Annotated in this window: 15 protein-coding genes and 6 pseudogenes; 14 read left to right on the top strand and 7 right to left on the bottom strand. The window is 67.9% G+C overall.

What is annotated here, in order from left to right; all coding sequences use genetic code 11:
* Positions 1–2: 2 nt before the first annotated feature.
* The 6 genes and pseudogenes from KQY30_RS31880 to KQY30_RS31900 all read left to right on the top strand — a co-directional run bounded on the left by KQY30_RS31880 (position 3) and on the right by KQY30_RS31900 (position 8,155).
* Positions 3–4,912 (top strand): annotated as a pseudogene (locus KQY30_RS31880) (putative T7SS-secreted protein).
* 33 nt (positions 4,913–4,945) lie between these two features.
* On the top strand, positions 4,946–5,398 hold the full coding sequence (locus tag KQY30_RS31885) for a hypothetical protein (protein WP_217310010.1): 453 nt from the start codon (positions 4,946–4,948) through the stop codon (positions 5,396–5,398).
* 268 nt (positions 5,399–5,666) lie between these two features.
* Positions 5,667–6,224 carry a hypothetical protein gene (locus tag KQY30_RS31890; RefSeq protein ID WP_217310011.1) on the top strand — a complete coding sequence of 186 codons (558 nt, stop codon included), beginning with the start codon at positions 5,667–5,669 and terminating at the stop codon, positions 6,222–6,224.
* A gap of 75 nt (positions 6,225–6,299) precedes the next feature.
* Entirely contained in the window at positions 6,300–6,503 is a 204-nt protein-coding gene (locus KQY30_RS31895; protein ID WP_217310012.1) for a hypothetical protein, read from the top strand.
* Between the two features lie 306 nt (positions 6,504–6,809).
* On the top strand, positions 6,810–7,202 hold the full coding sequence (locus KQY30_RS37520) for a hypothetical protein (RefSeq protein WP_367997489.1): 393 nt from the start codon (positions 6,810–6,812) through the stop codon (positions 7,200–7,202).
* A gap of 2 nt (positions 7,203–7,204) precedes the next feature.
* Positions 7,205–8,155 carry a hypothetical protein gene (locus KQY30_RS31900; protein WP_217310013.1) on the top strand — a complete coding sequence of 317 codons (951 nt, stop codon included), beginning with the start codon at positions 7,205–7,207 and terminating at the stop codon, positions 8,153–8,155.
* Between the two features lie 570 nt (positions 8,156–8,725).
* On the opposite strand, the gene KQY30_RS31905 is transcribed toward KQY30_RS31900, so the two are convergent.
* Together KQY30_RS31905 and KQY30_RS37525 are read right to left on the bottom strand one after the other, a co-directional pair.
* The gene (locus tag KQY30_RS31905; protein ID WP_217310014.1) at positions 8,726–9,598 is read right to left on the bottom strand and encodes a transposase; all 873 of its coding nucleotides are present in this window, start codon (positions 9,596–9,598) and stop codon (positions 8,726–8,728) included.
* Between the two features lie 142 nt (positions 9,599–9,740).
* Positions 9,741–10,124: pseudogene (locus tag KQY30_RS37525) on the bottom strand (transposase); the annotation flags it as partial.
* 247 nt (positions 10,125–10,371) lie between these two features.
* Here KQY30_RS37525 and KQY30_RS31915 point away from each other — a divergent pair.
* Both KQY30_RS31915 and KQY30_RS31920 read left to right on the top strand, forming a co-directional pair.
* Positions 10,372–10,734, top strand: a complete 363-nt coding sequence (locus tag KQY30_RS31915; protein WP_217310015.1) for a helix-turn-helix domain-containing protein — start codon at positions 10,372–10,374, stop codon at positions 10,732–10,734.
* A gap of 105 nt (positions 10,735–10,839) precedes the next feature.
* A complete protein-coding gene (locus KQY30_RS31920) occupies positions 10,840–11,190 on the top strand; it encodes a hypothetical protein (RefSeq protein WP_217310016.1) in 351 nt (116 codons plus the stop codon).
* Positions 11,191–11,203: 13 nt separating this feature from the next.
* Here KQY30_RS31920 and KQY30_RS31925 read toward each other — a convergent pair.
* From KQY30_RS31925 to KQY30_RS31935, 3 genes and pseudogenes are all read right to left on the bottom strand, one after another.
* A pseudogene (locus tag KQY30_RS31925) lies at positions 11,204–12,050 on the bottom strand (IS5 family transposase).
* Positions 12,051–12,347: 297 nt separating this feature from the next.
* Positions 12,348–13,361, bottom strand: coding sequence for a calcium-binding protein (locus KQY30_RS37530; RefSeq protein WP_367997453.1), 1,014 nt, complete (start codon positions 13,359–13,361; stop codon positions 12,348–12,350).
* A protein-coding gene (locus KQY30_RS31935; RefSeq protein WP_217311428.1) for an IS5 family transposase occupies positions 13,358–14,186 on the bottom strand; the annotation gives its coding sequence in 2 pieces (ribosomal slippage) (positions 13,358–13,387 and positions 13,389–14,186; 828 coding nt in all). The genes KQY30_RS37530 and KQY30_RS31935 overlap by 4 nt, the downstream gene beginning before the upstream one ends.
* 885 nt (positions 14,187–15,071) lie before the next feature.
* Between KQY30_RS31935 and KQY30_RS31940 the strand changes: the two genes are divergently transcribed.
* The 3 genes from KQY30_RS31940 to KQY30_RS31950 all read left to right on the top strand — a co-directional run bounded on the left by KQY30_RS31940 (position 15,072) and on the right by KQY30_RS31950 (position 18,791).
* Positions 15,072–15,278 carry a helix-turn-helix domain-containing protein gene (locus tag KQY30_RS31940; protein WP_217310018.1) on the top strand — a complete coding sequence of 69 codons (207 nt, stop codon included), beginning with the start codon at positions 15,072–15,074 and terminating at the stop codon, positions 15,276–15,278.
* Between the two features lie 66 nt (positions 15,279–15,344).
* Positions 15,345–16,433 (top strand): site-specific integrase, encoded by a 1,089-nt coding sequence (locus KQY30_RS31945; RefSeq protein ID WP_217310019.1) that lies wholly within the window; start codon positions 15,345–15,347, stop codon positions 16,431–16,433.
* Between the two features lie 501 nt (positions 16,434–16,934).
* Positions 16,935–18,791 carry a hypothetical protein gene (locus tag KQY30_RS31950; protein ID WP_217310020.1) on the top strand — a complete coding sequence of 619 codons (1,857 nt, stop codon included), beginning with the start codon at positions 16,935–16,937 and terminating at the stop codon, positions 18,789–18,791.
* Positions 18,792–19,044: 253 nt separating this feature from the next.
* Here KQY30_RS31950 and KQY30_RS31955 read toward each other — a convergent pair whose 3' ends face one another.
* On the bottom strand, positions 19,045–19,542 hold the full coding sequence (locus KQY30_RS31955) for a hypothetical protein (protein ID WP_217310021.1): 498 nt from the start codon (positions 19,540–19,542) through the stop codon (positions 19,045–19,047).
* A gap of 707 nt (positions 19,543–20,249) precedes the next feature.
* On the opposite strand from KQY30_RS31955, the pseudogene KQY30_RS31960 reads away from it, so the two are divergent.
* Positions 20,250–21,061: pseudogene (locus KQY30_RS31960) on the top strand (IS5 family transposase).
* A 297-nt stretch (positions 21,062–21,358) separates the two neighbouring features.
* Here KQY30_RS31960 and KQY30_RS31965 read toward each other — a convergent pair.
* A pseudogene (locus tag KQY30_RS31965) lies at positions 21,359–22,254 on the bottom strand (arginase family protein).
* Between the two features lie 85 nt (positions 22,255–22,339).
* Here KQY30_RS31965 and KQY30_RS31970 point away from each other — a divergent pair.
* Positions 22,340–22,846: pseudogene (locus KQY30_RS31970) on the top strand (transposase); the annotation flags it as partial.
* Between the two features lie 250 nt (positions 22,847–23,096).
* Complete coding sequence (locus KQY30_RS31975) at positions 23,097–23,255, top strand: hypothetical protein (RefSeq protein ID WP_217310022.1); 159 nt, start codon at positions 23,097–23,099, stop codon at positions 23,253–23,255.
* Positions 23,256–23,281: the final 26 nt, after the last annotated feature.

The raw sequence follows: 23,281 nt of genomic DNA on the forward strand, positions 1-23,281 counted from the left end.
CCATGGGCATCGGTGATTTCGTTCCGGACGTCATCGAGGACGCGGCCGAGGGTGCCACGGAGTGGGTGGGCAACCGGGTTGAGGATGCCGGGCGGTGGACGGCGGACCGGCTGGAGGATGTGGGCTGGCAGTCCGGTGCGGATTGGGTGCGTGAGCAGTCGGGTTCGCTGGCGAACCGGATGGGTGCCGAGGTCGACGAGCTGGATCTCGGCCAGAGTGAGGACAGGACCAAGCTGGTCCACGGCAGTCCGGGCAGGATCCGCAGCACGGCCTCCCATCTCCGCGACCTCGAAGGCGCGTTCAGCAGTGTCGGCGAGGGTTTGCGCGGCCTGGACTCCAGCTCACTGCGGGGTGAGGGGGCGGACGCCTTCCGGGAGACGGTGTCGGTTGAGCCGCCGAAGTGGTTCCGGGGTGCGGAGGCGTTCGGGAAGGCGGCCGGGGCGCTGGAGTCGTTCGCCGGGACGGTGGAGTGGGCGCAGGGGCAGGCGCAGACCGCGATCGACAAGTGGAGGGCGGGTACGGAGGCGTCGGAGTCGGCGCGGGACACGTACAACGGGCGGGTTGACGCGTACAACCAGGCCGTCGACCGGTACAACGCGCAGCCCGCCGACCGGCGTGATCCGGCCTCGCTGCCGACGCGCCCGGGTGAGTTCAGTGATCCGGGGCGGGCGCGGATGGAGGAGGCGCAGGAGCTGCTGGCCGAGGCCCGCCGCCAGCGGAACTCGGCGGCGGAGACGGCGCGGAGTGCGGTCGCGGAGGCGCGGGATACGGCGCCGCCGAAGCCCTCGTACGCCGAGCAGGCCATGGACGGCCTGGACGAACTGGAGGTCATGCAGACGCATTTCGGTGCGGGCATTGTGCGGGGCACGGCGGGGCTGGTCAGTTTTGTACGGGGGATCAATCCGACCGACCCGTACAACATCACGCACCCGGCGGAGTATCTGCTGTCGCTGAACAACACGGCGGCGGGGCTGGTGCAGGTGGCGAACGACCCGTGGGGCGCGGGCCGTCAGATGGTCACCGACTTCATGCGCGACCCGGCTGAGGGCTTCGGCCGGCTCGTCCCCGACCTGGTCCTGACCGCCGCGACCGGCGGCGCGGGCGCCGGAGTCAAGGCCACCCGGCTGGCCATGGACGCCGCCGACGCAGCCGCCGACGCCAACCGCGCCCGCAGACTCCTCGACGATGCTCCCGAAGGCACCCACGACCGCAAACCCCGTGAGCGGGAGACGGGGCGTACCGATCCGGTGGACCTGGCGTCGGGCCGGATGTTCCTGCCTCAGACCGACGTGTCGCTGCCCGGGGTCCTACCGCTGGTCTTCACCCGCCGCACCGAGTCGGGGTACACGGCGGGTCGGTTCTTCGGGCCGTCCTGGTCGTCCACGGTGGACGAGCGCCTGGAGATCGACGCGAACGGTGTCATCCATGTCACCGCGGACGGCCTGCTGCTGGCGTATCCGCATCCGGTTCCGGGCGTGCCGACGCTGCCCGAGTCGGGCACGTCGCGCGGGGTGCTGGCCCGCGACGCCGACGGCGATTACACGGTCACCGACCCGGACACCAGGCTGGTACGGCACTTCACGGCCCCGCCGGGAGCGGAGCCGGGCGGCGACGGCGAGGCGTGGCTGACGCAGATCAGCGACCGCAACGGCCACACCATCACCTACGACCGGACCCCCGACGGCACCCCCCAGGCCCTGGCTCACTCGGCGGGCCACCACCTGACCGTGACGGTGGCAGGGGACCGTGTCACGGCACTGTCCCTGGCGGAACCGGGCGAGGGCGGTGCGAGCTGGAACGGCGCGGCCGACGGCGGTTCAGACGGGAGCGGTACGAGCCGGAGCACCGCGGACGAAGCCGGCCCGACCTCACCCGGCGTCGCCGCCCCCGGCCTCGGAGTGGCCGCACCCGGCGCCGCCGCGCACCGTGCCGCCCGTCTCCTCATGTCGTACGTCTACACCGATGGCGATCTCACCGGCGTCACCAAGCCCTCCGGCGCCACCCTCGCGTTCGCGTACGACGACCACTGCCGGGTCATCGCCTGGACCGACTCCAACAACAGCCGTTACGACTATGTCTACGACGACCTGCACCGTGTGATCGCCGAGGGCGGCGAAGCGGGCCATTTCCAGCTCACTCTCGCCTACAGCACCCCCGACCCCGCCACCGGCCACCGCACCACCACCCTCACCACCGCGCAGGGCCACGCCACCCGCCATCTCATCGGCGACGGCTGCCGCGTCCTGGCCACCACCGACCCCCTCGGCCACACCACCAGGTACACCTACGACGCCCGCGGCAACCAGCTCACCCGTACCGACTCCCTCGGCCGCACCACCGTCCACGCGTACGACGGCGACGGCCGGCTCACCACCCTCACCCGCCCCGACGGGAGCGAAGTGCGCGCTGTGCGTGATGGGTCGGGCCGTCCGGCCGAGCTGACTGGACCGGACGGTGCCCGCTGGCAGCAGGAGTTCGACGAGCGCGGCAACCGCACCGCCGTCACCGACCCCGCCGGCCACACCACTTACTACGGTTATGACACCGGCGGCCGGCTCGTCTCGGTCACCGATCCGCTGGGCGCCGTGACCCGGGTACGCTGCGACGCGGCCGGACTGCCGCTGGAGGTCACCGATCCTCTCGGCGCCACCACCCGCTACGAACGCGACCTGCTCGGCCGCCTCATATGCGTCACCGACCCCCTCGGCGCGGTGACCCGTCTGGAGTGGACCGCCGACGGCGAACTGGCGCGCCGCACCGGCCCGGACGGGACGACCGAGTCCTGGACGTACGACGGCGAGGGCAATCGCACCAGCCACACCGACCGCCTCGGGCAGACCACGCGCTTCGAATACACCCACTTCGACCTGCTCGCCGCCCGTACCACCCCCGACGGCACCCGCTACGAGTTCACCCACGACGCCGAGCTGCGCCTCACCGAAGTCCGCGGTCCGCAGGGCCTGACCTGGAGCTACGCCTACGACCCGGCCGGCCGCCTCACCTCCGAGACCGACTTCGACGACCGCACCCTCACCTACACCCTCGACCCGGCCGGACGGGTAGCGGCCCGTACGGACGCAGTCGGCCGGACTATCGCGTACGAACGGGACGCGCTCGGCCGGGTGACTCGCAAGGACGCGGCTGGTGAGGTGTCTACGTACGCGTACGACCGGGCGGGGCGGATGGTGCACGCGGCCGGCCCGGGCGGCGAGCTGGTCTACCAGTACGACCGCCGCGGCCAGGTCAAGACGGAGCTGGCCGATGGTCGCGCCATGACGTACGCGTATGACGCGCGAGGGCGCCGCGTTCGCCGTATCACCCCTACCGGCCGGGTCACTGCGTATGCCTACGACGCCGTCGGCCGTGCGACTCATCTGACCAGTGGCGATCACCGGATCGCGTTCATTCACGACGCGGCGGGCCGCGAGCTGGAGCGTGCCTTCGGCGAGAACCTGACCCTCACCTCCACCTGGGACGAAGCAGGCCGCCTGGCCACCCAGCAGCTCACGACCGGCACCCGTACGCTCAACCGCCGCGCCTACACCTACCGCGCCGACGGCTACCTCACCGCCCTCGACGACACCCTGCGCGGCACTCAGCACTTCGACCTCGACCCCGCGGGCCGGGTCACCGCCGTCACGGCCGCCGACTGGACCGAGACGTACGCCTACGACGCGGCCGGCAACCAGACCAGCGCAACCTGGCCCTCTTCCCACCCGGGCTATGACGCCACCGGGCCCCGTGCCTACAGCGGCACTGCCATCACCCGTGCCGGGAACGTCCGTTACCAGCATGATGCCCTGGGCCGCATCACCCTGCGCCAGAAGACCCGACTCTCCCGCAAGGCCGACACCTGGCACTACGAATGGAACACGGAGGACCAGCTCACCGCCGTCACCACCCCCGATGGCACTACCGCTACGACCCCCTCGGCCGCCGCACTACCAAACAACGCCTGGGCGGCGACGGCTCGACCGTGGTGGAAGAGGTCCTGTTCACCTGGGACGGCACAACCCTGTGCGAACAGACGACCAAAGCCGATGCGCTTCCCCGCCCGGTCACCCTTACCTGGGACTACCGCGGTCTGCGCCCTCTGGCCCAGACCGAGCGTCTCCTGACGGTCGACGCCTCCCAGGAGGCGGTCGACGAACGCTTCTTTGCCATCGCCACCGACCTGATCGGCACCCCGACCGAACTCGTCGACGAATCAGGCACCATAGCCTGGCGCACTCGCACCACCCTCTGGGGCACCACGACCTGGGCCAGAACCAGCACGGCGTACACCCCGCTCCGCTTCCCCGGCCAGTACTACGACCCGGAAACCGGCCTCCACTACAACCACCACCGCTACTACGACCCCGAAACCGCCCGCTACACCACCCCCGACCCCCTGGGCCTCACCCCCGCCCCCAACCCGACCGCGTACGTTCACAACCCCACCACCTGGACCGACCCCCTCGGCCTCGCACCCGTGGACGATTGCCCGCCCAGGGGAGAGCGTTCCAATCCGTTCGACCGTAGAGTCGACGCGGAGAGGGCGGCGTTCGACGCTGCGGGAGTGCCGTACGGTGAAACACCGGTCGCCGAGTGGGTGGTGACCGGGGACAGGAATCTCAAGCACGCTCCCGGGTACACGTACTCAAGCGACGAAAGCCATTGGGGTAATTTCCGGCAGTTCGAGACAGACCAGGGGTCCAGGGTTATCGTGGAGCATACCCATGATCCGGCGGGGCCACATTTCCACGCGGGAAAACCGAAGATCGATGACACCCGGAGTTTCGTCAACTTCGGCTGGGACAACAGCAGGGTGCAGCGGTCGGACGGTTCCTTCGGGTATCCCGAGAACATGGAAAGATACGCCAAGATAAACAAGCCGGGCGGAGACCATCATTTCTTCTACACAGGAGACTGACGGCGACGTCTGAACGTTCGGGAGAAGAGTCGCATGGCAACAACCGCCAGTTCCGGGAAACCTGCTTGGCAGGACACCCTTGAAGCCTCTGGACTGCTTGTTATCGGGATGGAGACGCCCGGTCCGCTCCCCGCTGTCCTGACCGCCATCCACGCCGTGACGGGAGTCGAGGTCACACCTGACGCGACGGTCCCGGAGTCGCACCCCGACGCGGCGGCGGAGCTGGATCGCCAATGGCAGGCCCGGACTTCGAAACTGCCCCTCATGTCGGACAACCGGGAATTCCTCATCCTGCCCCCAGGCCAGGGAGGCAGCTCAGTGGGCTGGGTGCTCGTCCGGGATGATTCCGAGAGCGGACTGCCTTCGCGCGTAGCTGCCGCCACGGGCTCACCAGAGTTTCTCGCGCTCTCCGCCGACGGCCGTCATCTCTGCGCCGTGTCAACAGAGGAAGACGAGTACTGGATCGTCGCGCGCACATTCGCCTGAAGTGCGTCAGATGACAGATGGCGTTCGGGGGCACCGGGCGTGGGCTCGGCCCGGGTGGTCGCGCCGGAGGCTGGCGGCGGGCGAGGAATTGGCAGCGGACCAAAGAGGGTAGCGTCAGCCGCGTCGTTGGGGGCGCTGCCGAAACATCCCTGGCTTCCGGGTTGGTTCAGACTCCACCGGAATCGCCTGGGACTCGGCGGAAGGCGTGGACTGGATAGTGTCCGTGATCTTGTGCTGAGACAATAGGGCGTCGGACGTCGGGCGCACGATGGGACTGACCGCGACCTCGACACTTATCTGGGCGCGGGAGATCCTGCGCCAACTCGGAGCGCCCGCCGACTGCACCCTGGAGGTGCTGGTGCCGGATGTCAGTGCGGAACCCGAAGTACCGTATGGCGAAGCAGCGTTCACCTCGCGCCTGGAGATCCAGGGCGGGGAAGCCGACGGGCCGTGGGTCGCCGATCAGCCCAACTGCCTAGGTGTCGTGCTCGCGTTTGACGACGCGTTCTCCACCAGCGTGCTTCTGGAGGATTTCCTGGACGAGACCGAGTCGGTGGTCTTGGTGGCCGAGCAGTTCCAGGACAGTGTGCTGGAGCACACAGGGGGCGTCCCAGCCCCGCCCTGCCCGGGACACAGCCACCCCGCCGTGGCCGGAGTGATGTGGCACGGCATCCTGGACCTGCCCACAGAGCGGCAGCCGGCACGGCCGGGACGGGAGCGCCAGAACGCGCCCCATCAGTGCCCTTCCCGGGCCTGCCCGACAGACGGCGTAACACCCGGTTCCCCCCTCGAAAAACCCAACGACGCAACAGACGAGCTGTCCTGAAGCCCCAGCGCACCAACATCGCTTCCCCACAAAACTGACAACGAGGACAGCGACCGGGGCTGCCTACGATGGGTCATGGCCGTGCCCCTAGTGCTCCTCTATACGGTCGCGGCCGGCTGCTGCTACTACGCGGTGACCATTTGCCCATCGGGCACCTGGGACAAGAACGACTACGCCGCGATCAGCCCGCTGTGCCTCCTCACCATCGCCACCAGCGCCCTCGCGCTGCTCCTCACGGTGGCCCCCGCCTCGGTGCGGCGCGCGATGGGCCGGTGGTGATGGGGCTCGTTGAATTTGGTTCTGGCCGCGCTTCCGTGATGGCTACAGCTGGAGGAGGATACGGGCTTCGACCAGAGCGAGGCCGCCGGAGACGGCGCGGAGGTCCTGGCGGACGGTGTCCGGGAAGATGCGTCTCGTGGCTGTGCACCAAGTGATGTGGTAGCCGAACGGGTGTAAGTCACCTAGCGGTTGAGATCTACGAGTCGGGGTCACCGACGGATCCGGCCTTATGCTGGCTGCGCAATCAGGTCATCAGTGGGCGGGGGCGGCGTGGACTTAATCATCTCTCTTTCTGACGAGTCCGAAGTGGCTTCGCTGGGCGCCTGGCTCCGGGAGGAACGCTCGTTCCCCGTCACTCTCGTTCCAGGTCCGCCGACGCCCGAGAGCCTTGGCTTGACGTCGCAGATTCAGGTGACCGTTACTTCGGCCTCGGCGCTCACCTCGGCGATTTTGGTAATCACAGACTGGCTGCGTATGCCGAGGAGGGCATCCGTCCAGCTCACCATTGAGGGCCCGTCGGACCAGCGGGTGATCCTCACAGCCGCGAGTCGCGACGACGCAGTCGAGCTCAGCCGTGTCCTGACGGCGCTAGGGGGCCAGCAGCGAGACGCATCGATCGCCACACCAGATGGTCACACCCCTCCCGGGCCCCCGCTCGACCCAGATGATGACTGGCCACGGGAAACACCGGAGCAGTAACCATGGGAGACATCGCCAAAGGCGTGCTTGGAGGCGGTTGGGCACTGCTGGTGGGGTGGATCCTGCCCACGGCTCTCAACCTTGCCATCTTTACCCTCGCCGTTGCCCCGAGTCTGCACCGCCCGACCGTGCTGGATCCTTTGTGGCCGGCATCCAACGGCCCCACCGCACTCCTGCTGCTTGTGGCCGCCGTCCTGCTCGGGCTCGTCCTGAACTCTCTGCAAACACCCCTCTACCGCATCCTGGAGGGGTACGCCCTGTGGCCGACCGCCGCATATGAGCGAGGCTGCCGGGTACAGCGATCCCGGCGCCAAAGGACAGCTGACCGCCTTGCCGACCCCACCTTCACCTCGCCCATCCGGCGAGCCATCCTCCGGGAGAAATTCAACCGCTATCCGGTGAGCGACAAACAGATCACCCCGACCCGGCTCGGCAACGCCATCCGCCGCTTTGAGGAGTACGGATACGACCGCTACCGCCTTGACACTCAGGTGCTGTGGAACGAACTGGCGAGCGCCGCCCCGGAGCCGACCACTAAGCAGGTCGTTACCGCCCGCACGAGCGTCGACTTCTTCGTAGCCTTGTTGTACGGGCACGTGGCCGTGGCCGTGGCCGCGTTCGCCTCGCTGTCTGCCTCCCACGCCCACCGATCAGTGCTCGTCATCACTGGGGTGACCCTGGCCGTCCTGACCCCGGCTTGGTACCACGGTGCAGTGGCCGCCACGGACGAATGGGCCGCAGCCGTACGGGCCCTGGTCAATCTGGGCCGCAAACCCCTTGCCGACGGGCTTGGCCTCGTCCTCCCCAAAAGCCTGGAGGACGAACGCCGCATGTGGCAGCTGGTTACACGTATGTCCACCAAGTCCTACGCTCCGGCCGCTGACACCGCTTTCGAGCCCTACCGCATTAACCCGACCCAGTCGAGTGGAGAGCCTCCACAGCCCACTTCTTGACCCTGATAGGGCTCTTTGAAATTCGCAGATCCCCATCAGTGGCGGCTTGTCCCGCCCTTGACCCTCATCGTAGTCGCCACAACTCGATGGATGTTGGGTAGCTGATGCTGCCATCGGGGTTGGATATCGTGCCGGTTGTCACCGTACGCAGCTCCGATACTTTGACTCCGCCAGCGGGTGCCCCAGTGTGCAGAGGCTTTTACCACGGCCGGCCTGCTCCTGGACAACCGCAGGCGAAACGCGGGCTGCACCTGTAGGGCATGTGGTGGCGATCGGCGGCCAGCCGGTCGAGCCCGGCTCCTGCCAGGCGTTCCTGTCCGGCGCGGCCGCGAGCTGGCGGCGCCTCGCGGCAAGCAAGCAGTACGGATCGAACGCAGTCGGCGCCTGTGGCTGTCGCTCTGTGCCGCTGGGCGCACCGCTGGCCTGCGGTGGAGTGAGCAGCAGCCCTTATCCGGCAGGCGCGGGGCGGTGGAGCTTTGGCAGGTCGTTTTCTCCTGCGTTGACGCGGGCAGGGCCCCGTTACGCTGCAGGGTCCGGGGTGCGAGGCCGGTTGGGTGGTGACGGCGGCGTTCACATGCCCGGCGGTGACGGCAGGGGCCCGACTGGGCGGGAGAGGGCGGATGCCGGGTGGCAGCCTCGTGTTGGTGGAACATCCCCGCGTGAGCGGGGAGCAAGGGTGTCCACTTTGTCACCCGGCCCTGCGGTAAATAAACGTACCGTACCGCCTTGGTGGGTGGGTGTCCAGGGCGGCGGCCTGCCCGGGGCGGTGCCCTGGTGGCGGGCGGACGGCGTGAGGGTGCCATTCCCGCGCAGGCCGCGTCGTCCCCGCGCAAGCGGGGCTGCCCCACCGGGCCGCACGGAGAACCTCCGGCCCTGCACCCCGCCCCCGCTCACCAAACGGCTCCCAGCCTGGCGCAGGCAGTGGTGGAGGCTGCGTACGAGGCGGGCGCCGAGGTTGCGCAGGGCGGTGTGGTGGGTGGCGCCGCGGTCCGGCTGCTGCCGGTAGTAGTGGGCGGCTCCCGGAGAGCGGGTGAGCGCGCAGAAGGCGGTCTGGTAGAGCGCCGCGCGCAGGGCGTGGTTGGCCGCGCGGCGGATGGAGACGCGTGCTGTGGTGCCCGATGCCCAGGTGACCGGGGAGACTCCGCCGTGGGCGGACAGGGCTTTCGCGTTCTTGAACTGGCCTGGCGCGTCGCCGATCTCGCCCAGGATCTGGCTGCCCAGAAGGTCTCCGACGCCGGGAGAGCTGGTGATGATTTTGTAGTGGGGGTGCCGGGCGAAAGCCTCCGCGGCCTGCCGGGCGAGGCCCTCGGCCTGCCGGCAGATATGGTCCAGGGCGCTGAGCTGGCTGAGCGTCTCGGCCGTGTGTGCGGCCTCGACGTCCTGATGCGTGGACAGGGCGGGGCGCCGGAAGTGCAGGCGCAGGCGGTGGGCTTCCTCGTCCACGGTGCGCCAGCGTCCGCCGGCGCGCAGGGCCTGCGCGATCTGGCCGCGGGTCAGCTGGGCGGCGATACGCGGGGACGGCGCGGGCCTGTGGATGGCGCAGGCCCATGCGGGGACCGGCGGTGACGGCTGCGGGGTAGTAGCTGACGAGAAGGGCTCGGAGGCGGTGCAGGGCCCGGACGCGTTCGTGGGCTGCGGCGCGCTGTGCCTGCGCGAGGATCCGGATGGCGCGGGCGGCTGGGGAGCTGAGGACGATCGGGGAGAAGTTCCCCGTGCGGATCATGTTGGCCAGCAGGTATGCGTCCGCCCGGTCGGACTTGGTGGCGCCGCCCACTGTTGCGGCCTTGCGGGCTCGTGCCGCCAGTGTGGCGTCCACGTGTATGACGCTCATCCCGCGGTCCATCAGGGCCTGGCCGAAGAGGATGTGCGGGTCTTCGATCGCGGTGGGGATCCTCCGCCACCGGCGGTTGAGTCCGCGCAGGAAGTTCAGGTATTCCTCGACGGGATCCGGGCTGTCGGCGTAGACGATCCGCTGGTGCCCGAGGGGGTGCCGTCACGGCGGACGACGGCGCAGTCCATCCAGCCGTCTGCCCAGTCCGCTCCGGCGTACATCGTCGTCATTTCACCGTGCCGGAAGTGATCAGAAACAGGGACGTAAGTGCTCTCGGGCATACCCCCCGGGGATCAGCCCCGGTCGGCAGTGGTAAATAAACGTACCATTGGTGGGGCGGCGGAACGGCCGCGCTCCCAGCCCGCGAGAATCCGAGCTGACAGACATGACCGTGGTGCTGACGACATTGCTGGGATGGGACGTGCGCAACCCCAAGGACGACCCGCCCGCGGAGTACGCGCGCTCCAATGGCGAGTGGCCCGAGGTGGACCTGGTCGACGACGCTCCGCCCACCGCGCACATCGGCCGGGCGCTGGCACAGCGGCTCCAGGCGGTCATGGATGAGAAGGACCTCAGCACTCGCGGTGTGGCGGCGGCTGCCGGATGCACCCATCCGACCATCTCCCGGATCCTCGACGGCACCGGACTACCGGACACCCGCACCGTCTTCCTGCTCGAAGTAGCCCTCCAGGTCCCCCTCTGGCCGCACGCCCTGTACAGCCGTTTCACCCTCCGTCTGGAGAAATGACCCGCTGGCGGAACCGGGCTAGGGGCTCTCTTACGGATCACTTGGCGGGGTTCGATCTCCGGGCCTGCTGGCACTGGCGGGGCCGTTCCCTGCGACGATGCGCTTGTGAGTTATGACCTTGCGGTGTGGGACGGCGACCGTCCACTCGACGACCGCCAAGCGGGCTTGACCTACGACCAGCTCTACGGGCGCTACCTGGAGTCAGACGATGTCGTCGTGCCTCCGGCGCCACGCATCGTGGCGTATGTGGAAGCACTCGTCGCGCGATATCCGGACGACGTCGATCGCAGTGTCGTATGGGCGTCCCCGCCGGCTATCGAGGAAGCATCGGGCCCGATCGTGTACTTGCTCATGTCCTATGGCGAGGCGGAGGAGGTGTCCGAGTACGCCGCTACGCTGGCTCGCGAGCACGGACTCGTCTGCTTCGATCCGCAGGGAGAATGCCTCCGGCCCTGATCTGCTTGTTCGTTCAGCGGGCAGACCAGAGGAAGATGCCCGCGATGAGGAGGCCGGCGCCGTAGACCGTGGCGGTCTTCTCGTAACGGGTGGCGATGCCGCGCCACTGCTTCAGCCGGTTGATACACCGCTCGACCGTATTGCGCTGCTTGTACGCCTCACGGTCGAAGGCGGGTGGGCGACCGCCGAGGCTGCCTCGACGAAGACGGTGGCCCCGCTGGTCCGCCGGAACCGGAATCACTGCCCGGATGCCGCGCTTGCTCAGGTGGTCACGAATAGCGCGTGAGGAGTACGCCTTGTCGGCCAGGACCACATCCGGCCTGGTGCGAGGTCGTCCGCGTCGGCGCGGGACACGCAGGCGGCCCATCACCTCTGCGAAAGCGGGTGCGTCACCGGCCTGGCCGGCGGTGAGCACGAAGGCCAGCGGCCGACAGTTGCTGTCGGCGGCGAGGTGAATCTTCGTGGTCAGCCCGCCGCGGGAGCGGCCGATGGCATGGTCGCCTGGCTCCTGGGCCGGGGCCCCTTTTTGCGAGCGCCGGCAGCGTGCTGGTGAACGCGCACGATGGTGGAGTCAACCGCAACGACCCAGTCCAGGTCGCCGTCGGCATCGGCCTGGGCGAGAAGCGCGGTAAACACACGCTCCCAAGTGCCATCGATGGCCCAGTTTCTTAGCCGCGTATAGACGCCCTTCCACGAGCCGTACTCGGCGGGCAGGTTCACCCACTGGGACCCCGTCCGGAACTTCCAGGCGATCGCATCGATCACCGATGATCACGCCACCGCCCGCCCCGCCTCGGCGTCCGATCAGGCAACAACGGCTCTATTCGCGCCCACTGCGCGTCAGTCAACGGCACAGGCAGACCAACGATCCGATGATCGGAAAGAAACGCCCTAGGTGCCCGACTGTTCACCGCCCGCGCACGTGGCAGTCCGCCGAAGAGGACGTGCCGGGCAGCAGGTCCAGCCCCCGGTCGAGCACCACACTCTGCCTGGCTGTCCCGGGAGATCTCCTCGTCGAGGCGCAGTGGCGCCTCCGCTCATGTACAGCTTCAACGCCCCTTAAGATTCTCCGAACTCGCGCGCTTCGCAGAGGCCGGTGGGGTTTGCGTGGCTCTTCCGTCTCGGGTGTGGCTGGACAGCTGGGTGCGGCCCGGTCGTCAGTCCTGCTGGACGGTGTCCGTGCCGGGCCCGCCGAACAGCTTGTCGTCCCCTCTGTCGTGCTCGTTGTCGTTGGCGTTGTCGCCCTCCAGCAGGTCGTCGCCGCTGTTGCCGTAGATGACGTCGTCGCCGACGCCGCCGTACAGCCGGTCGTCGCCGGGACCGCCGTAGATGAAATCGTCGCCTTGGTCGCCGTGCAGTCCCTGGCTGCCCGCGCCGCCGTAAAGCACGTCGTCGCCGGGGCCGCCCAGGCCGCCGGCGGTCTCGCCGTCGGCGTAGATCGTGTCGTTGCCCTCGCCGCCTTCGGCATGCGCGCCCGTGTGCACCGTGAGGGTGTCGTCGCCGTTGTCGCCGTAGACGGCCTGGGCCTCGCGTCCGGTGCCGGTCCAGGTGTCGTTGCCGGCGCCCAGGTGGATCACGTTGTAGCCCATCTGGAAAAGGTCGCGGGGGGTGTTGTCGTGCACGGTGGCGGTGTCATCGGAGTCGCCGAGGTTCAGCAGGAGCGTACGGTACGGGCTCGTGGCCATCTCCTCGATCGCGATCCTGCAGGCGACCTTGGTGCGGTCCTCGTCGTCGGGGTAGGTGCAGCCGCGCCCCGACGCCTTGATCGGGACCACGTCGTCGATCACGTACGTGATGATCCTTCCCCCTCTGTCTTGCGTCTGCGTGACGGTCACGTGGTTGGCCTGATGACGGGCGGCCGTGTAGACAACCTCGATGCCCACCAGGGCCGTGGTCGGCGCGGCCACGGCCGTGGCCGACGGCCCCTTGTAGGGCGCGGGCCCGCTCAGCGTGATCCGTACGGCGAGGCTCGCCGCGAGCGCCAGTGCCAGTACCGCTGCGACGAGGAGCCCCCGGTGACCGGCGAGTCGAGAGAGCATGGCGGTACCTCCGTGGGCCAGTTGTGGATCCGACACCACGACCGACCGTCGGCCCGCACCTCTGGTTGCCCGGCACTTCCCAGCGTTCGCCGAGCGTTCATATACGTGGTCCGCCTTAAGAAGCCATCTCATTTGGAAAGTCTGCGGTAGCAGATGCGGGGTGCAGGCGATGCTGGTGAAGGCGAGGAAGTGGTCGGCTTTGCGTTCGTAGCGGCGGTGGAGTCGGCGGCATCCGGCGCGCCAGGTCATGGTGCGTTCGACGGTCCAGCGGTGGCGGCCCGGTCGCTGTGAGGACTCGATTCCCTTGCGGGCGGTGCGCTGCTGGATGCCGCGCTGGCGTAACCATTGCCGCAGGTGGGAGTAGTCGTAACCTTTGTCGGCGTGGAGCTTTTCGGGTTTGCGGCGCCGTGGCCCGCGGCGCCAGCGGATCGGTGGTATTCCTCGCACGAGAGGGATCAGCGCTTGACTGTCGTGCAGGTTCGCCCCCAAGACCGTAACGGAGAGGGACAGACCGGTCCGCTCGGCGATCAAGTGAATCTTCGACCCGTACTTGCCCCGGTCGACAGGATTCGGACCTGTCAGGTCCCCCTTTTTCAGGGCCCGCATGGTCACCGAGTCGATCGCGCACCGGGACCTGTCCAACTCGCCGCAGGCCCCGAGCCCGTCGAGGACCAGGCGGTGGAGCCCTGTCCACACCCGCGTCTTCGTCCACTCCGCAAACCGCCGATGAGCCGTAGCCCCCGACGGCCCGAACGACGCCGTGGGCAACTGCTGCCACGTACAGCCCGACGTGGCCACGAACACGATCGCGGCCAGCACCTCACGATCACCGTGCCGACGCTGGCCGCCACCTTGGGGCCGCGAGGGTGCCTCCGGCACCACCCGCTGGAACAACTCCCACAACTCATCAGGCAGAGATGACCTCTTAAGGAGATTGAGTTTCCTGTCCGAACCAATGAAGAAGCTTGCGCCGAACGCGAATGGGCAGGCTCGGTACCGGTTCGTGGTCGATAGGGCTCCGCGCAGGCTATCGGCGGCCATTCGCCCTCGGCAGACAGGAAAGAAGCCCAAAAGGCTGGAACCTCCGCCGGGGCCATGTCAACGTAACAACGTCCCGGGAAACGCCAGGTCAGATGATGTGGTTACTCCGGTGTGGCCTGGGTTGCTATTGATCCGTAGCCCTGTGCTGCACCAGGCCGCCTCGCTGGCGTGGTCCCTACTTAGGAGGCCCGTCTGTCGGATTTCGCTATTCGGTCCGCCCGTTTTGCTTTCCCCGTCCTGTTTGTGCTCGGCGCGCTGAACGCTTGGTCCGGCCAGGTGGCGGGGAACTACGGTGCTGTGTCCACCGGGCTGTGCGTTTGCGCCTGTGCGGCTGGCCTGTTCGGCAAGGGTCTGCTGCAACGCGGCTATCGTCGGGACCAAGCAGTCCTCGCTCACGTTGCGGTGCACCCCGGAGCTGCAACTTGGCACGTGGCGCGTGCCATTGGGGCGCCCGAGCGTGTTGCAGCACGAATTCTTGACCGCCTTACTGATGACGGTCTGCTGGTGTTCGTTGCGGACCGCGACCCCACCCTTGTGCTCATGTCGGCTGGCTTCCTGACCGCGGCCAGCCCGGGAAGCTGTCGGATTTATCTGATGCGGCGCGCAACATAGACGACGATCGCCGGTTAGCCAAACCGGCGATCGCCGCGACCATTGAGGAGTTCGCGTTCGGCTGTGCTTGGCGGTGGAGCCGTAGCGGACGCAGTGGAGCGAGTCGTGTTTTGGAGGACTGCACCGTCCCTCTGCTGCCCAGATGACCGCGGTGCCGTCGCTGAACCGCATGAGATGAAGGACCCTTTCATGTCTGCACGTTTGCTCTCCATTCCCGCTGTTGCCGCCGTTTTGGACGTCGACCGGCGTACCGTATACCGCTTCATCGCCGCTGGCGAACTCCCGGTCGTCGATCTGCGTACCGGACCGGGTCGCTCTCGCGTCCGTGTTCCGGCTGCGGGGCTGGAGGAGTTCATCTCCAGCAGGTCGGTCGCAGTCTCGCGGCCGCGTCGCTGACCTCCTGTCGTCGGCTCCGTTTTCCTCGCGTTCGGATAAAGGAGTAGTACCGCGTACCTGCGCAAATTGAAGTCCGGTAAGTGGCAGGCGACCGTACGCAACCGGGCAGGAGACCGGTTCAGCGAGTCGTTCCCTCTCAAAGTCCAGGCGCGGGCCTGGGGCATCGAGCTGGAGACCCAGTTCGCCCGCGGGGGCCTGCGCGACCCGCGGGCCGGTGAAGCGTCGTTCCGCGAGTGGCACGACCGCTGGTGGAACGCCCGTGTGGTCGAGCCCCACACTTTGCGGGGTGACGCGTCCAGCATCAAGAACCACATCATGCCTCACTGGGCGGACTGGGAGATGCGGGCCATCACCCGTATGGACGTTCAGAGCTGGATCCGTGTCCTGATCGAGAACGGCGCAGGTGCTTCCGCGATCAAGCGGGCCTACAACCTGACGTCCTCCATCATGCGGGCGGCCGTCGATGACGACGTGATCGCGGTGAGCCCCTGCCGTAACATCGACCTGCCGGCCATCGCAGTCAAGCCGCCGCAGTGGTTCACGCTCGACCAGGCCCAAAGCATCCTCGACGAACTCCCGGCCGCCTGGCGCACCATGTGCCTGCTCGGCCTCTACACCGGGTTGCGCTGGGGCGAGCTCTCCGGCCTTCACCGGCACCGCATCGATCAGCGCCGCTCGCGGCTGTTCGTGGTGGAGGTCAACACCAAGAGTGGGATCAAGGAATACCCGAAGAGCTCCAAGAGCCGCCGGGAGGTCCCGCTCCCGCCCCACGTCCTGGAGGCCCTCGAACGCCACATCCACCGGCTGGAGCGGGACGCCGTCGTGTTCACCACCATCACCAAGGGCCGGGCCGGCCGCCTCCTCGATGACGGCAACTGGCGCCGGCAGACCTGGTGGCCAGCTGTCGAGGGCGCCCATTACTTCGACGATGACGGCGAACAGCAGCTCGTCCCGCACTACCCGCCGCACTCCATGCGCCACACCTGCGCCTCGTGGCTGGTCCAGAAGGGAGTCTCGCTCTACGAGGTCCAGCACCTCCTCGGCCACGAGAGCTTCCGGACAACCCAGCGTTACGCCCACCTCCAGCCGGACGCCCACAAGGCCGTCCTCGGAGCGTGGGAACGCATGGAAACCCCGCTCACCAACGCCGCATGAACGTTCCTTCGCCCGTCCTTAACGGACGGGTAAAGGTGCCTCGCGGCTGAGCAACCTGAGAAGCGTGTGTATCAGCTCCGGGCGGGCCGCCCGGGTGCCGCTGTCCCGCCGTCACTGGGCCGTCCCTCATCTCCCCGGTCCGTGTCAGTGCCAAGCTCAAGTACGGCCAGGTCGTGGCGAGGCGGCCCGATGTCGGGGCCCGGAGTGGTGTAGCGACGGGCAAGTCGACGAACTCGCCAAGGCGACGCTATCGGGCCCCTGCTTCGTCCGGACCAATCCTCTGTGCGGGTGGTGTGCGCGCGTGGCTGTTCGCGACCGGGCGTACGTGAGCTACGGTATGTCGTGCCTGGCCTCTGACGCGGCCAGTTCTGGATGCTGACCCGACCTTCAAGCATCGGCAGAGAACCCACGTCCGTCGATCAAATCCTGTTCGTCGCGTTCTGTTTCTGTGTTGAAATGCGGCTTTGTCGCCAAGGTCGGGGGCGGCTCGGAGGACGCATCATGTTCGACATCGATCAGATCAGCAACGCGGCCGCGGAGCTCACCGGCGAGTCCCTGGAGGATGCGCGTCGGCGGCTGGGCAACCGGAGCAGGTACGACCACTTGATCCCGGACGCCGACCGGTCGGGCCAGGCGCTGTTGGAGTCCACACTGCTGTCCGCACTGGGAGCGACGACCGGCGGCGACCGTCCGTTCGGGATCCGCGAAGCCAAGATCACCGAGCATGGCCTGGACCTGCGTGTCGAGCGGGCAGAAGATGTGCGGGCTCTGCTCGGACTTCTGCCGCTGCGTACGAAGTGGGGACCGTGGCGGGGCGTGCGCGAACTGACCGCTCAGCCGGTGCGTACCCGACTGCGGTTCGGGCTCCGCGAGTGGGTGTACAACCCGGAGGGGTACGGTCGTAGCCCGGCACCTGAGGTACGAGTCGCCGGGCCGCACGGAGTGGACCTGGAGGTTCTGCTCACCGCCCATAGGAAGCAGACCGAGTCTGCGGGACACACCGTGCGCTGGGATCCGCAGGACACCGAACCGCAGCCCAAGCGGCAGGAACCGATCGCGCGAAGCCTGGTGCGGCAACTCAGCGCCTCCTCCGCCATGGGGAGCCGCTTGCTACGGCGCCCGCGCCTGTGGGACCACCTAGCCGGCTACGCCGGGGTACACCTGAGTACCCACATCACTGACTACGGGCTCGACTGGATCCTCGAACGCCAGATCGCCGGGCCGCACCTCGACCACGAACGCCTTCTGGCCGTACTCACCGACCCAGTGGTCGGCTACGGCTTCGCGGCGCTCGACCACGTATGCAGCACTGAGGAGTGCACGATCCGAGCGGTCCACCCGGGCCGCTGGAACAGCCGGGGTGTGCTCACCGTGCGCAGCCGCCAGGCGCCGATCACCGCCGAGCCGCCGCGCCCCAGCCTGCCACTCACGATGCTGGGTGAACGCCCCCGCGCCAGCCGCCCACGCGCACAGCGGCAAGCAGGGCCGGTCGAGCCCGACCGCTCCGGTGTAGTCCTGCAGTTGTTGGGCGACGGCGGCCGGGACCAGCTCGTGTGGGTAGCTGAACGGATCGCGGCGGCCTGGGCGGCCGAGGGCCTGGTTACCGCCGTGGTCGCAGCCCGGGCCCACAAAGGATTCGTCTTCCGGGATCCGAGTCAGCCGGACTGGGCTACCGCATCAAGCCCCACAGCGGAAGCCGGGTGGCAGAGGCTGCGCATTGTCTCCCCGCCCGGGCAACTGTGGCTGCGGGAGCCTGCACGGTCGGCAGGACCGGTCGCCTCCGCCGTGGCGGAAGCACGTCGCTTTGCCGACCGGGTCGTGCTGGTCTCCCGGGACGCGGACTACGTCCTGGAGGAAGCGAAGTACACCCAGCTCGTGGATGTGCGCCTCCTGGTACGAGGGGCCAGCCGTTACCAGCGGCACCTCGCTCTCCCTCCTTCCTCATGCGGGGCCGCCAGCGCCGTGGCGCTGACCCCGGCCGAATCCGCTATCGACTGGCGCCAGAAGAACTGGTCATACGAGACAGCGCGTCTTCCCGTGACCGGTCTGCTCCTCCTGCTCCATGCAGATGAGGACGAGGCTCTCGACGAGTTCGATCACGCGGTGGAGGAGCAACTCGCGCGCTACGGCACCCCGGTTCTCGGACGGTTTCCGGATCACGGCCCGATCGTCCGCGGCATGAGTCACAGCACGCACCCTCCGACCGTCCTGGATCCGGAAACGGCTCCGTCAGCGCACGCCCGCATGATGAAAGCCGCTGCCGATCTCGGGCAACGTCTATCGCCCGAACTGCCTGCCGGCACCAGGGCGACACCGCCGGACGACGTGGCCACGGCACCGGTGACACCGACGCCGTAAGCCGCCGAAGCAACAGTCGGGTGAACCCCGGCCTTTAGGCGCCACTTGGGATACCTGCCGCACGTTGGCATGCATAATTACACGGAGAGGAGCTTGCTGTGCCGACGTGGCAGGACGAGCCCGGAGCCAAGCAGTGGCGGCAAGCCGAGTACACGAAGGACCAACTTCGCCGAGGACGTGCTGTTCGACTCGACGGACTAGTCACCCGCCGACTGACCAGCGGTGGGTCCACTCCAGAGGGCCAGCCTCAGTCCTACTGGGATTCGTCGGAACCGTCTTGGCTCGCTCCAGCGATCTTGCCGCCGACGAATACCACGCCCAGCCCGAGGGCGGCTGCACCGGCGGCTGCCACCACCTTCATCCCCACCCCCAGGAATTGCTTGCTCTCGCTGTCCTTCTCGCCCACCCGCTGTACGTTTTGGTCGAGGCGGTCATGGAGGGCCTCCCGTTGCGCCCAGCTGAGGTCGTCTCGACCGAGGTCGGCCTGCAGAGCGTCCCGCTGGTCCTGCGAAGCCTTGTAGAAGTGGTTCTGGCTGTTCTCGTTGGCTACAAGAGTGGACTTGTGGGCCTCTGTGACCGCATCGATGTCGGCCTTGCCCAGGTCCTTGAAGGCTGGGAACTGCTCGATGAGCTTGAGCCGTACCTCGGTGGCCATCTCGGGCATCGCTGCCGCGAACTTCAGCACCTTGTCCTTGGACAGGTTCCGCCAGTTCGGGATACCCAACTTCCGCTTGACCGCTGCTTCGTTCACGTAGCCATTCCCTGAGTCCGCTCGTCGTCCCGTTAGGCATCCTGGATAGTAGCGGTGCCCACCGACAAGCCCCTCGTCCTCGGCCTACTCGCCATGAGTCTTTGAGCGTATTCGGGGGACAGGTGCTCTCACTGCGCGTCAGTCAACGGCGCGACCCGACCGGCGGTCGCAGGGTTGGGACGGCATGACCGCAGAAATCAGCTCATCTCCGAATGCCGGTCAAGGTCGAGAACCGGGCTGGCCGCAGGCCGCATCCGCAGATCGCCAGCCTGGCGAACGAGGAATGCTCCCGGTCCAGATGAAGCCAGACGCGAAGTTCTTCGTAGCCGAGAATGATCTAGGCAGTGCTCGTTGCACAGCCAGTTCCCCATGCTCATCCATGGGACGGTGACGCCTTGCACCCCGTCGCCCGGATGGTCTTGAGCAGATCAACGCTCGCGTCGTCAGGGGAGGTACCCCACAGCATGTTCCAGTCCAAGATGATCAAGTAGGTGGCTCCGTTCCCGTCTGGCATGTAACAGACGGGGCGAGCCTCCCAGGCACGGAGCGGCCTCGTCTGCGATTTTCGATCACACTGCCTCTGTAACGGCGGGACTCTCGTACGTACTGGCCGCACCGGCGTGACTCCACCGGCGTGAGGCTCCGTACCGGTGGAGGCGCTGCGCACTAGGGGGTGTCTTGTCGATCACCGGATCGTTGGTCTGGTTGTGAGGGATGGGGAGATTTCTGACGCCGCGTGGGCGGTGATCGTGCCGTTGCTGCCGCCTGCGGGCCGGGCTCGTGGCCGGTGGCGTGACCATCGTCAGGTTCTTGAGGGCATCGTGTTCAAGTTCCGTACCGGTCTGCCCTGGAGGGACCTGCCCGAGCGGTTCGGCCCGTGGCAGACCGTCCACGGGCGGTTCGCCCGCTGGGCGGCCGACGGCACCTTCGACCGTCTCCTGGCCGCGGCCCAGTCCCGGGCCGGGGTCGACTGGCTGGTCGCGATCGACTCCACGATCGTCCGCGCCCACCAGCACGCCGCCGCCAAAGGGGGCTCGAAGACCGCGGGCTCGGGCGCTCCCGCGGCGGGCTGACCAGCAAGGTCCACCTCGCCTGCGACGGACGGGGCCGTCCCCTGGCCTTCCTGGTCACCGGCGGCAACCGCAACGACTGCACCCGGGCCGAAGCCGTCATCGGCCGCATCCGCGTCCCCCGACCGGGACCGGGAAGACCCCGGACACGGCCCGGGCATGTCGTCGCGGACAAGGGCTACTCCGCCCGTTCCTTCCGCGCCTACCTCCGCCGGCGCGGGATCAGAGCCACGATCCCCGAACGCACCGACCAACTCGCCGGCCGCAGACGTCGTCGGGAGCGGCCCTGCGGATTCGACAAGACCGCCTACAGGCGCCGCAACGTGGTCGAACGCTGCTTCCACCGCCTCAAACAATGGCGCGGCATCGCCACCCGCTACGACAAACACCCCGACCGCTACCTCGCAGCCATCACCCTCGCCAGCACCCTCATCTGGCTCGACACATGATCGACAAGACACCCCCTAGCGCCGGCATCGGTCGGACTTCGTTGGCTGTACGTGTCCTGTCTCAGCCGAATCGGTCCCGGTCTCCATCGATCGGGTCCGATTCGCTCACGGTCTCCGGTGAACCGGTCCGGCACTGATACTTCGGAGAATCTCGCCCGTCGTGAACCGGGTAGGGCTGCGAAGTTACGGCGCAGTGGGCACGCTTGTGAGCACAGCAATCTCACACCCTCGTACGGGCTGTCGGCCCCGGTATCTACGGAGCCCGGCCAGGGACCGGCTGAGCAGGCCCGCTCCCGGTCAGGGTCGGGTAAAGGCTGTCTGGAGGAGGCCGGTGAGGAGAGCCGCGCAGGAGCCGTCGGGGTCGAGATCGGGGTCGTAGATGGTGAGGTTCAAGCCTACGCAGCGCTCCGATCGCACCAAGGTCCGCAGCAGCGGGGCGAGTTCGTCGGGCATGAGCCCTCCGGGGTCGGGGCTGTCAACGGCGGGCATGACGGACGGGTCCAGCACATCCGCGTCCAGATGCACCCAGAACCCCTCGGTCACGGTCACTTCAAGTGTCTGCACAACCGCGCCCGCCAGCTCCTCGGCACCCCACTCCCGGATCTCCCCGACCGTCGCGTTCATGATCCTCACTCGGCGAGCTCGGCCCGTTGTGCGTCGTAGTCCCGGATACCGAAGACCCGTACGTCCTCGTCCCTGACATACGGCCGCAGCCCTTCGAGGTCCGTCAGATCCGCCTGGCCGCGGCCGGTCGCGATGGCCAGCTCTTCGCCGCCCGCGGCACCGATACGGTCGGAGTTCCCGGGGTGCCGGAAGTCGGCGGATCCGTCGATGACGGCGAGTCCGTACCGCCCGATGCGGCGCAGGGCGAGCGAGGCGCCGAGCTGGATGGAACAGTCCCCGCCCAGGACGACCGGGAAGTCCCCTGCCCGGACATGGTGCTCGATGCGGTCGGCAAGCTTGCGGGTGTACGTGGCGATCGCCTCGGCGTTGAACACGCCGTCGCCTTCCCGCCAGCCGCCGCGGTCGTAGCGGGGCGGAACGACGACTCCGCCCTCGTACGCCCCGATCCGCTGCACCAGCCGCTGTTCACGCAGGGCGCCCGCCAGCTTGTAGCACCCGGGCACGGTGCCTTCGGCGGGCGGCCGGAGGCCGAGGTTGGACGGGGCGTCAATGACAACGAGACGGCGCATCCGGCCATTCTGACCTCGCCGGGACAGCACGTGCCACAGCGTTTCACCGCGTGCGGAAACGGGGCAGCCGACAGCGGGCCCCCGGGATGGTCGGGGACGGCCCTGGCCGGATCACCGGCAGGTGATTGACGGGGTGTTGTGGCGCTTGCGGACCGGTGGGCCGCGGCGGGACCTGCCGGTGCGGTACGGGCCGTGACAGCCGGTCCATGAGCAGTTCGCCCGGTGGAGGCCGACGGCACGTGGGCCCGGTTGCTGGAGCACGTTCAGGTCCGTGACGATGCGGTCGCCCGGCCGGAGTCGACTTTCAGTGGACTCCACCGGCAACCAGGCTCACCAGCGTGCTGCCGGTGCCCGGAAAAAGGAGACCCGGGCGGAGACAGGATTGGAGAATCCGCAACGCTCGGCAGCGTGGCAGGCCCTCGGCCGTCCCGAACGCTCCGACCGGGTGGCCAACCGAAAGCGACGCGGCACCCTCGGCGGCCGGCCACCGGCCTTCGACGAAGAGCAGCACAAAGGCCGCAACGTAGTCGAGCGCTGCTTCAGCCGCCTCAAGCAGTTCCGCGCGATCGCGAACCGCCTTCCGATCATGGCGTGAAGGGACCGTTGGGCCGGAGGCTCAGGCGGCACTTTGCTCAACCCCGATCATCTGTTTGCCCACGGGGAAACCGAGCCGTCAGTAGAGCCTCCCTTCAGGCGTGAAGCGGCTGCATTTTTCAGTCAATCCATCGAAGCGCACGTGAAGTTGGTCATGCATCAGACATATGCTCCCCCAGGTTCAAACAGAATCACGCATTCGCCAACGCCAAACCGACGTCGGCGAACCACACAACGGGAGGAGTCTTATGAGCACCAACCTTCTGCTGGAAGACACCACCGACCTCACCGAGCTGGACCTCGATATCCAGATCTCGGAGACCGACAGCGAGGGCCCCGCGTTCGCGGCGGGCGGCGCCACCTCACCCAGCACGTTCGGGTCGCCCTGCAACCTCTGTTGCGCCTGAGCACACCCCGTCGCACCCGCGTGGGG

Origin of the sequence: Streptomyces sp. GMY02, from assembly GCF_019056675.1 — a bacterium.
Taxonomy (GTDB): Bacteria; Actinomycetota; Actinomycetes; order Streptomycetales; family Streptomycetaceae; genus Streptomyces; species Streptomyces odonnellii.

What these genes read in the sequence shown, in the direction of transcription:
- KQY30_RS31885 (WP_217310010.1), top strand. Translation starts at nt 4,946, where the DNA reads ATGGCAACAACCGCCAGTTCCGGGAAACCTGCTTGGCAGGACACCCTT.
- KQY30_RS37530 (WP_367997453.1), bottom strand. Translation starts at nt 13,361, where the DNA reads ATGAGATGGCTTCTTAAGGCGGACCACGTATATGAACGCTCGGCGAAC.
- KQY30_RS31975 (WP_217310022.1), top strand. Translation starts at nt 23,097, where the DNA reads ATGAGCACCAACCTTCTGCTGGAAGACACCACCGACCTCACCGAGCTG.
- KQY30_RS31895 (WP_217310012.1), top strand. Translation starts at nt 6,300, where the DNA reads ATGGCCGTGCCCCTAGTGCTCCTCTATACGGTCGCGGCCGGCTGCTGC.
- KQY30_RS31900 (WP_217310013.1), top strand. Translation starts at nt 7,205, where the DNA reads ATGGGAGACATCGCCAAAGGCGTGCTTGGAGGCGGTTGGGCACTGCTG.
- KQY30_RS31950 (WP_217310020.1), top strand. Translation starts at nt 16,935, where the DNA reads ATGTTCGACATCGATCAGATCAGCAACGCGGCCGCGGAGCTCACCGGC.
- KQY30_RS31915 (WP_217310015.1), top strand. Translation starts at nt 10,372, where the DNA reads ATGACCGTGGTGCTGACGACATTGCTGGGATGGGACGTGCGCAACCCC.
- KQY30_RS31890 (WP_217310011.1), top strand. Translation starts at nt 5,667, where the DNA reads ATGGGACTGACCGCGACCTCGACACTTATCTGGGCGCGGGAGATCCTG.
- KQY30_RS31940 (WP_217310018.1), top strand. Translation starts at nt 15,072, where the DNA reads ATGTCTGCACGTTTGCTCTCCATTCCCGCTGTTGCCGCCGTTTTGGAC.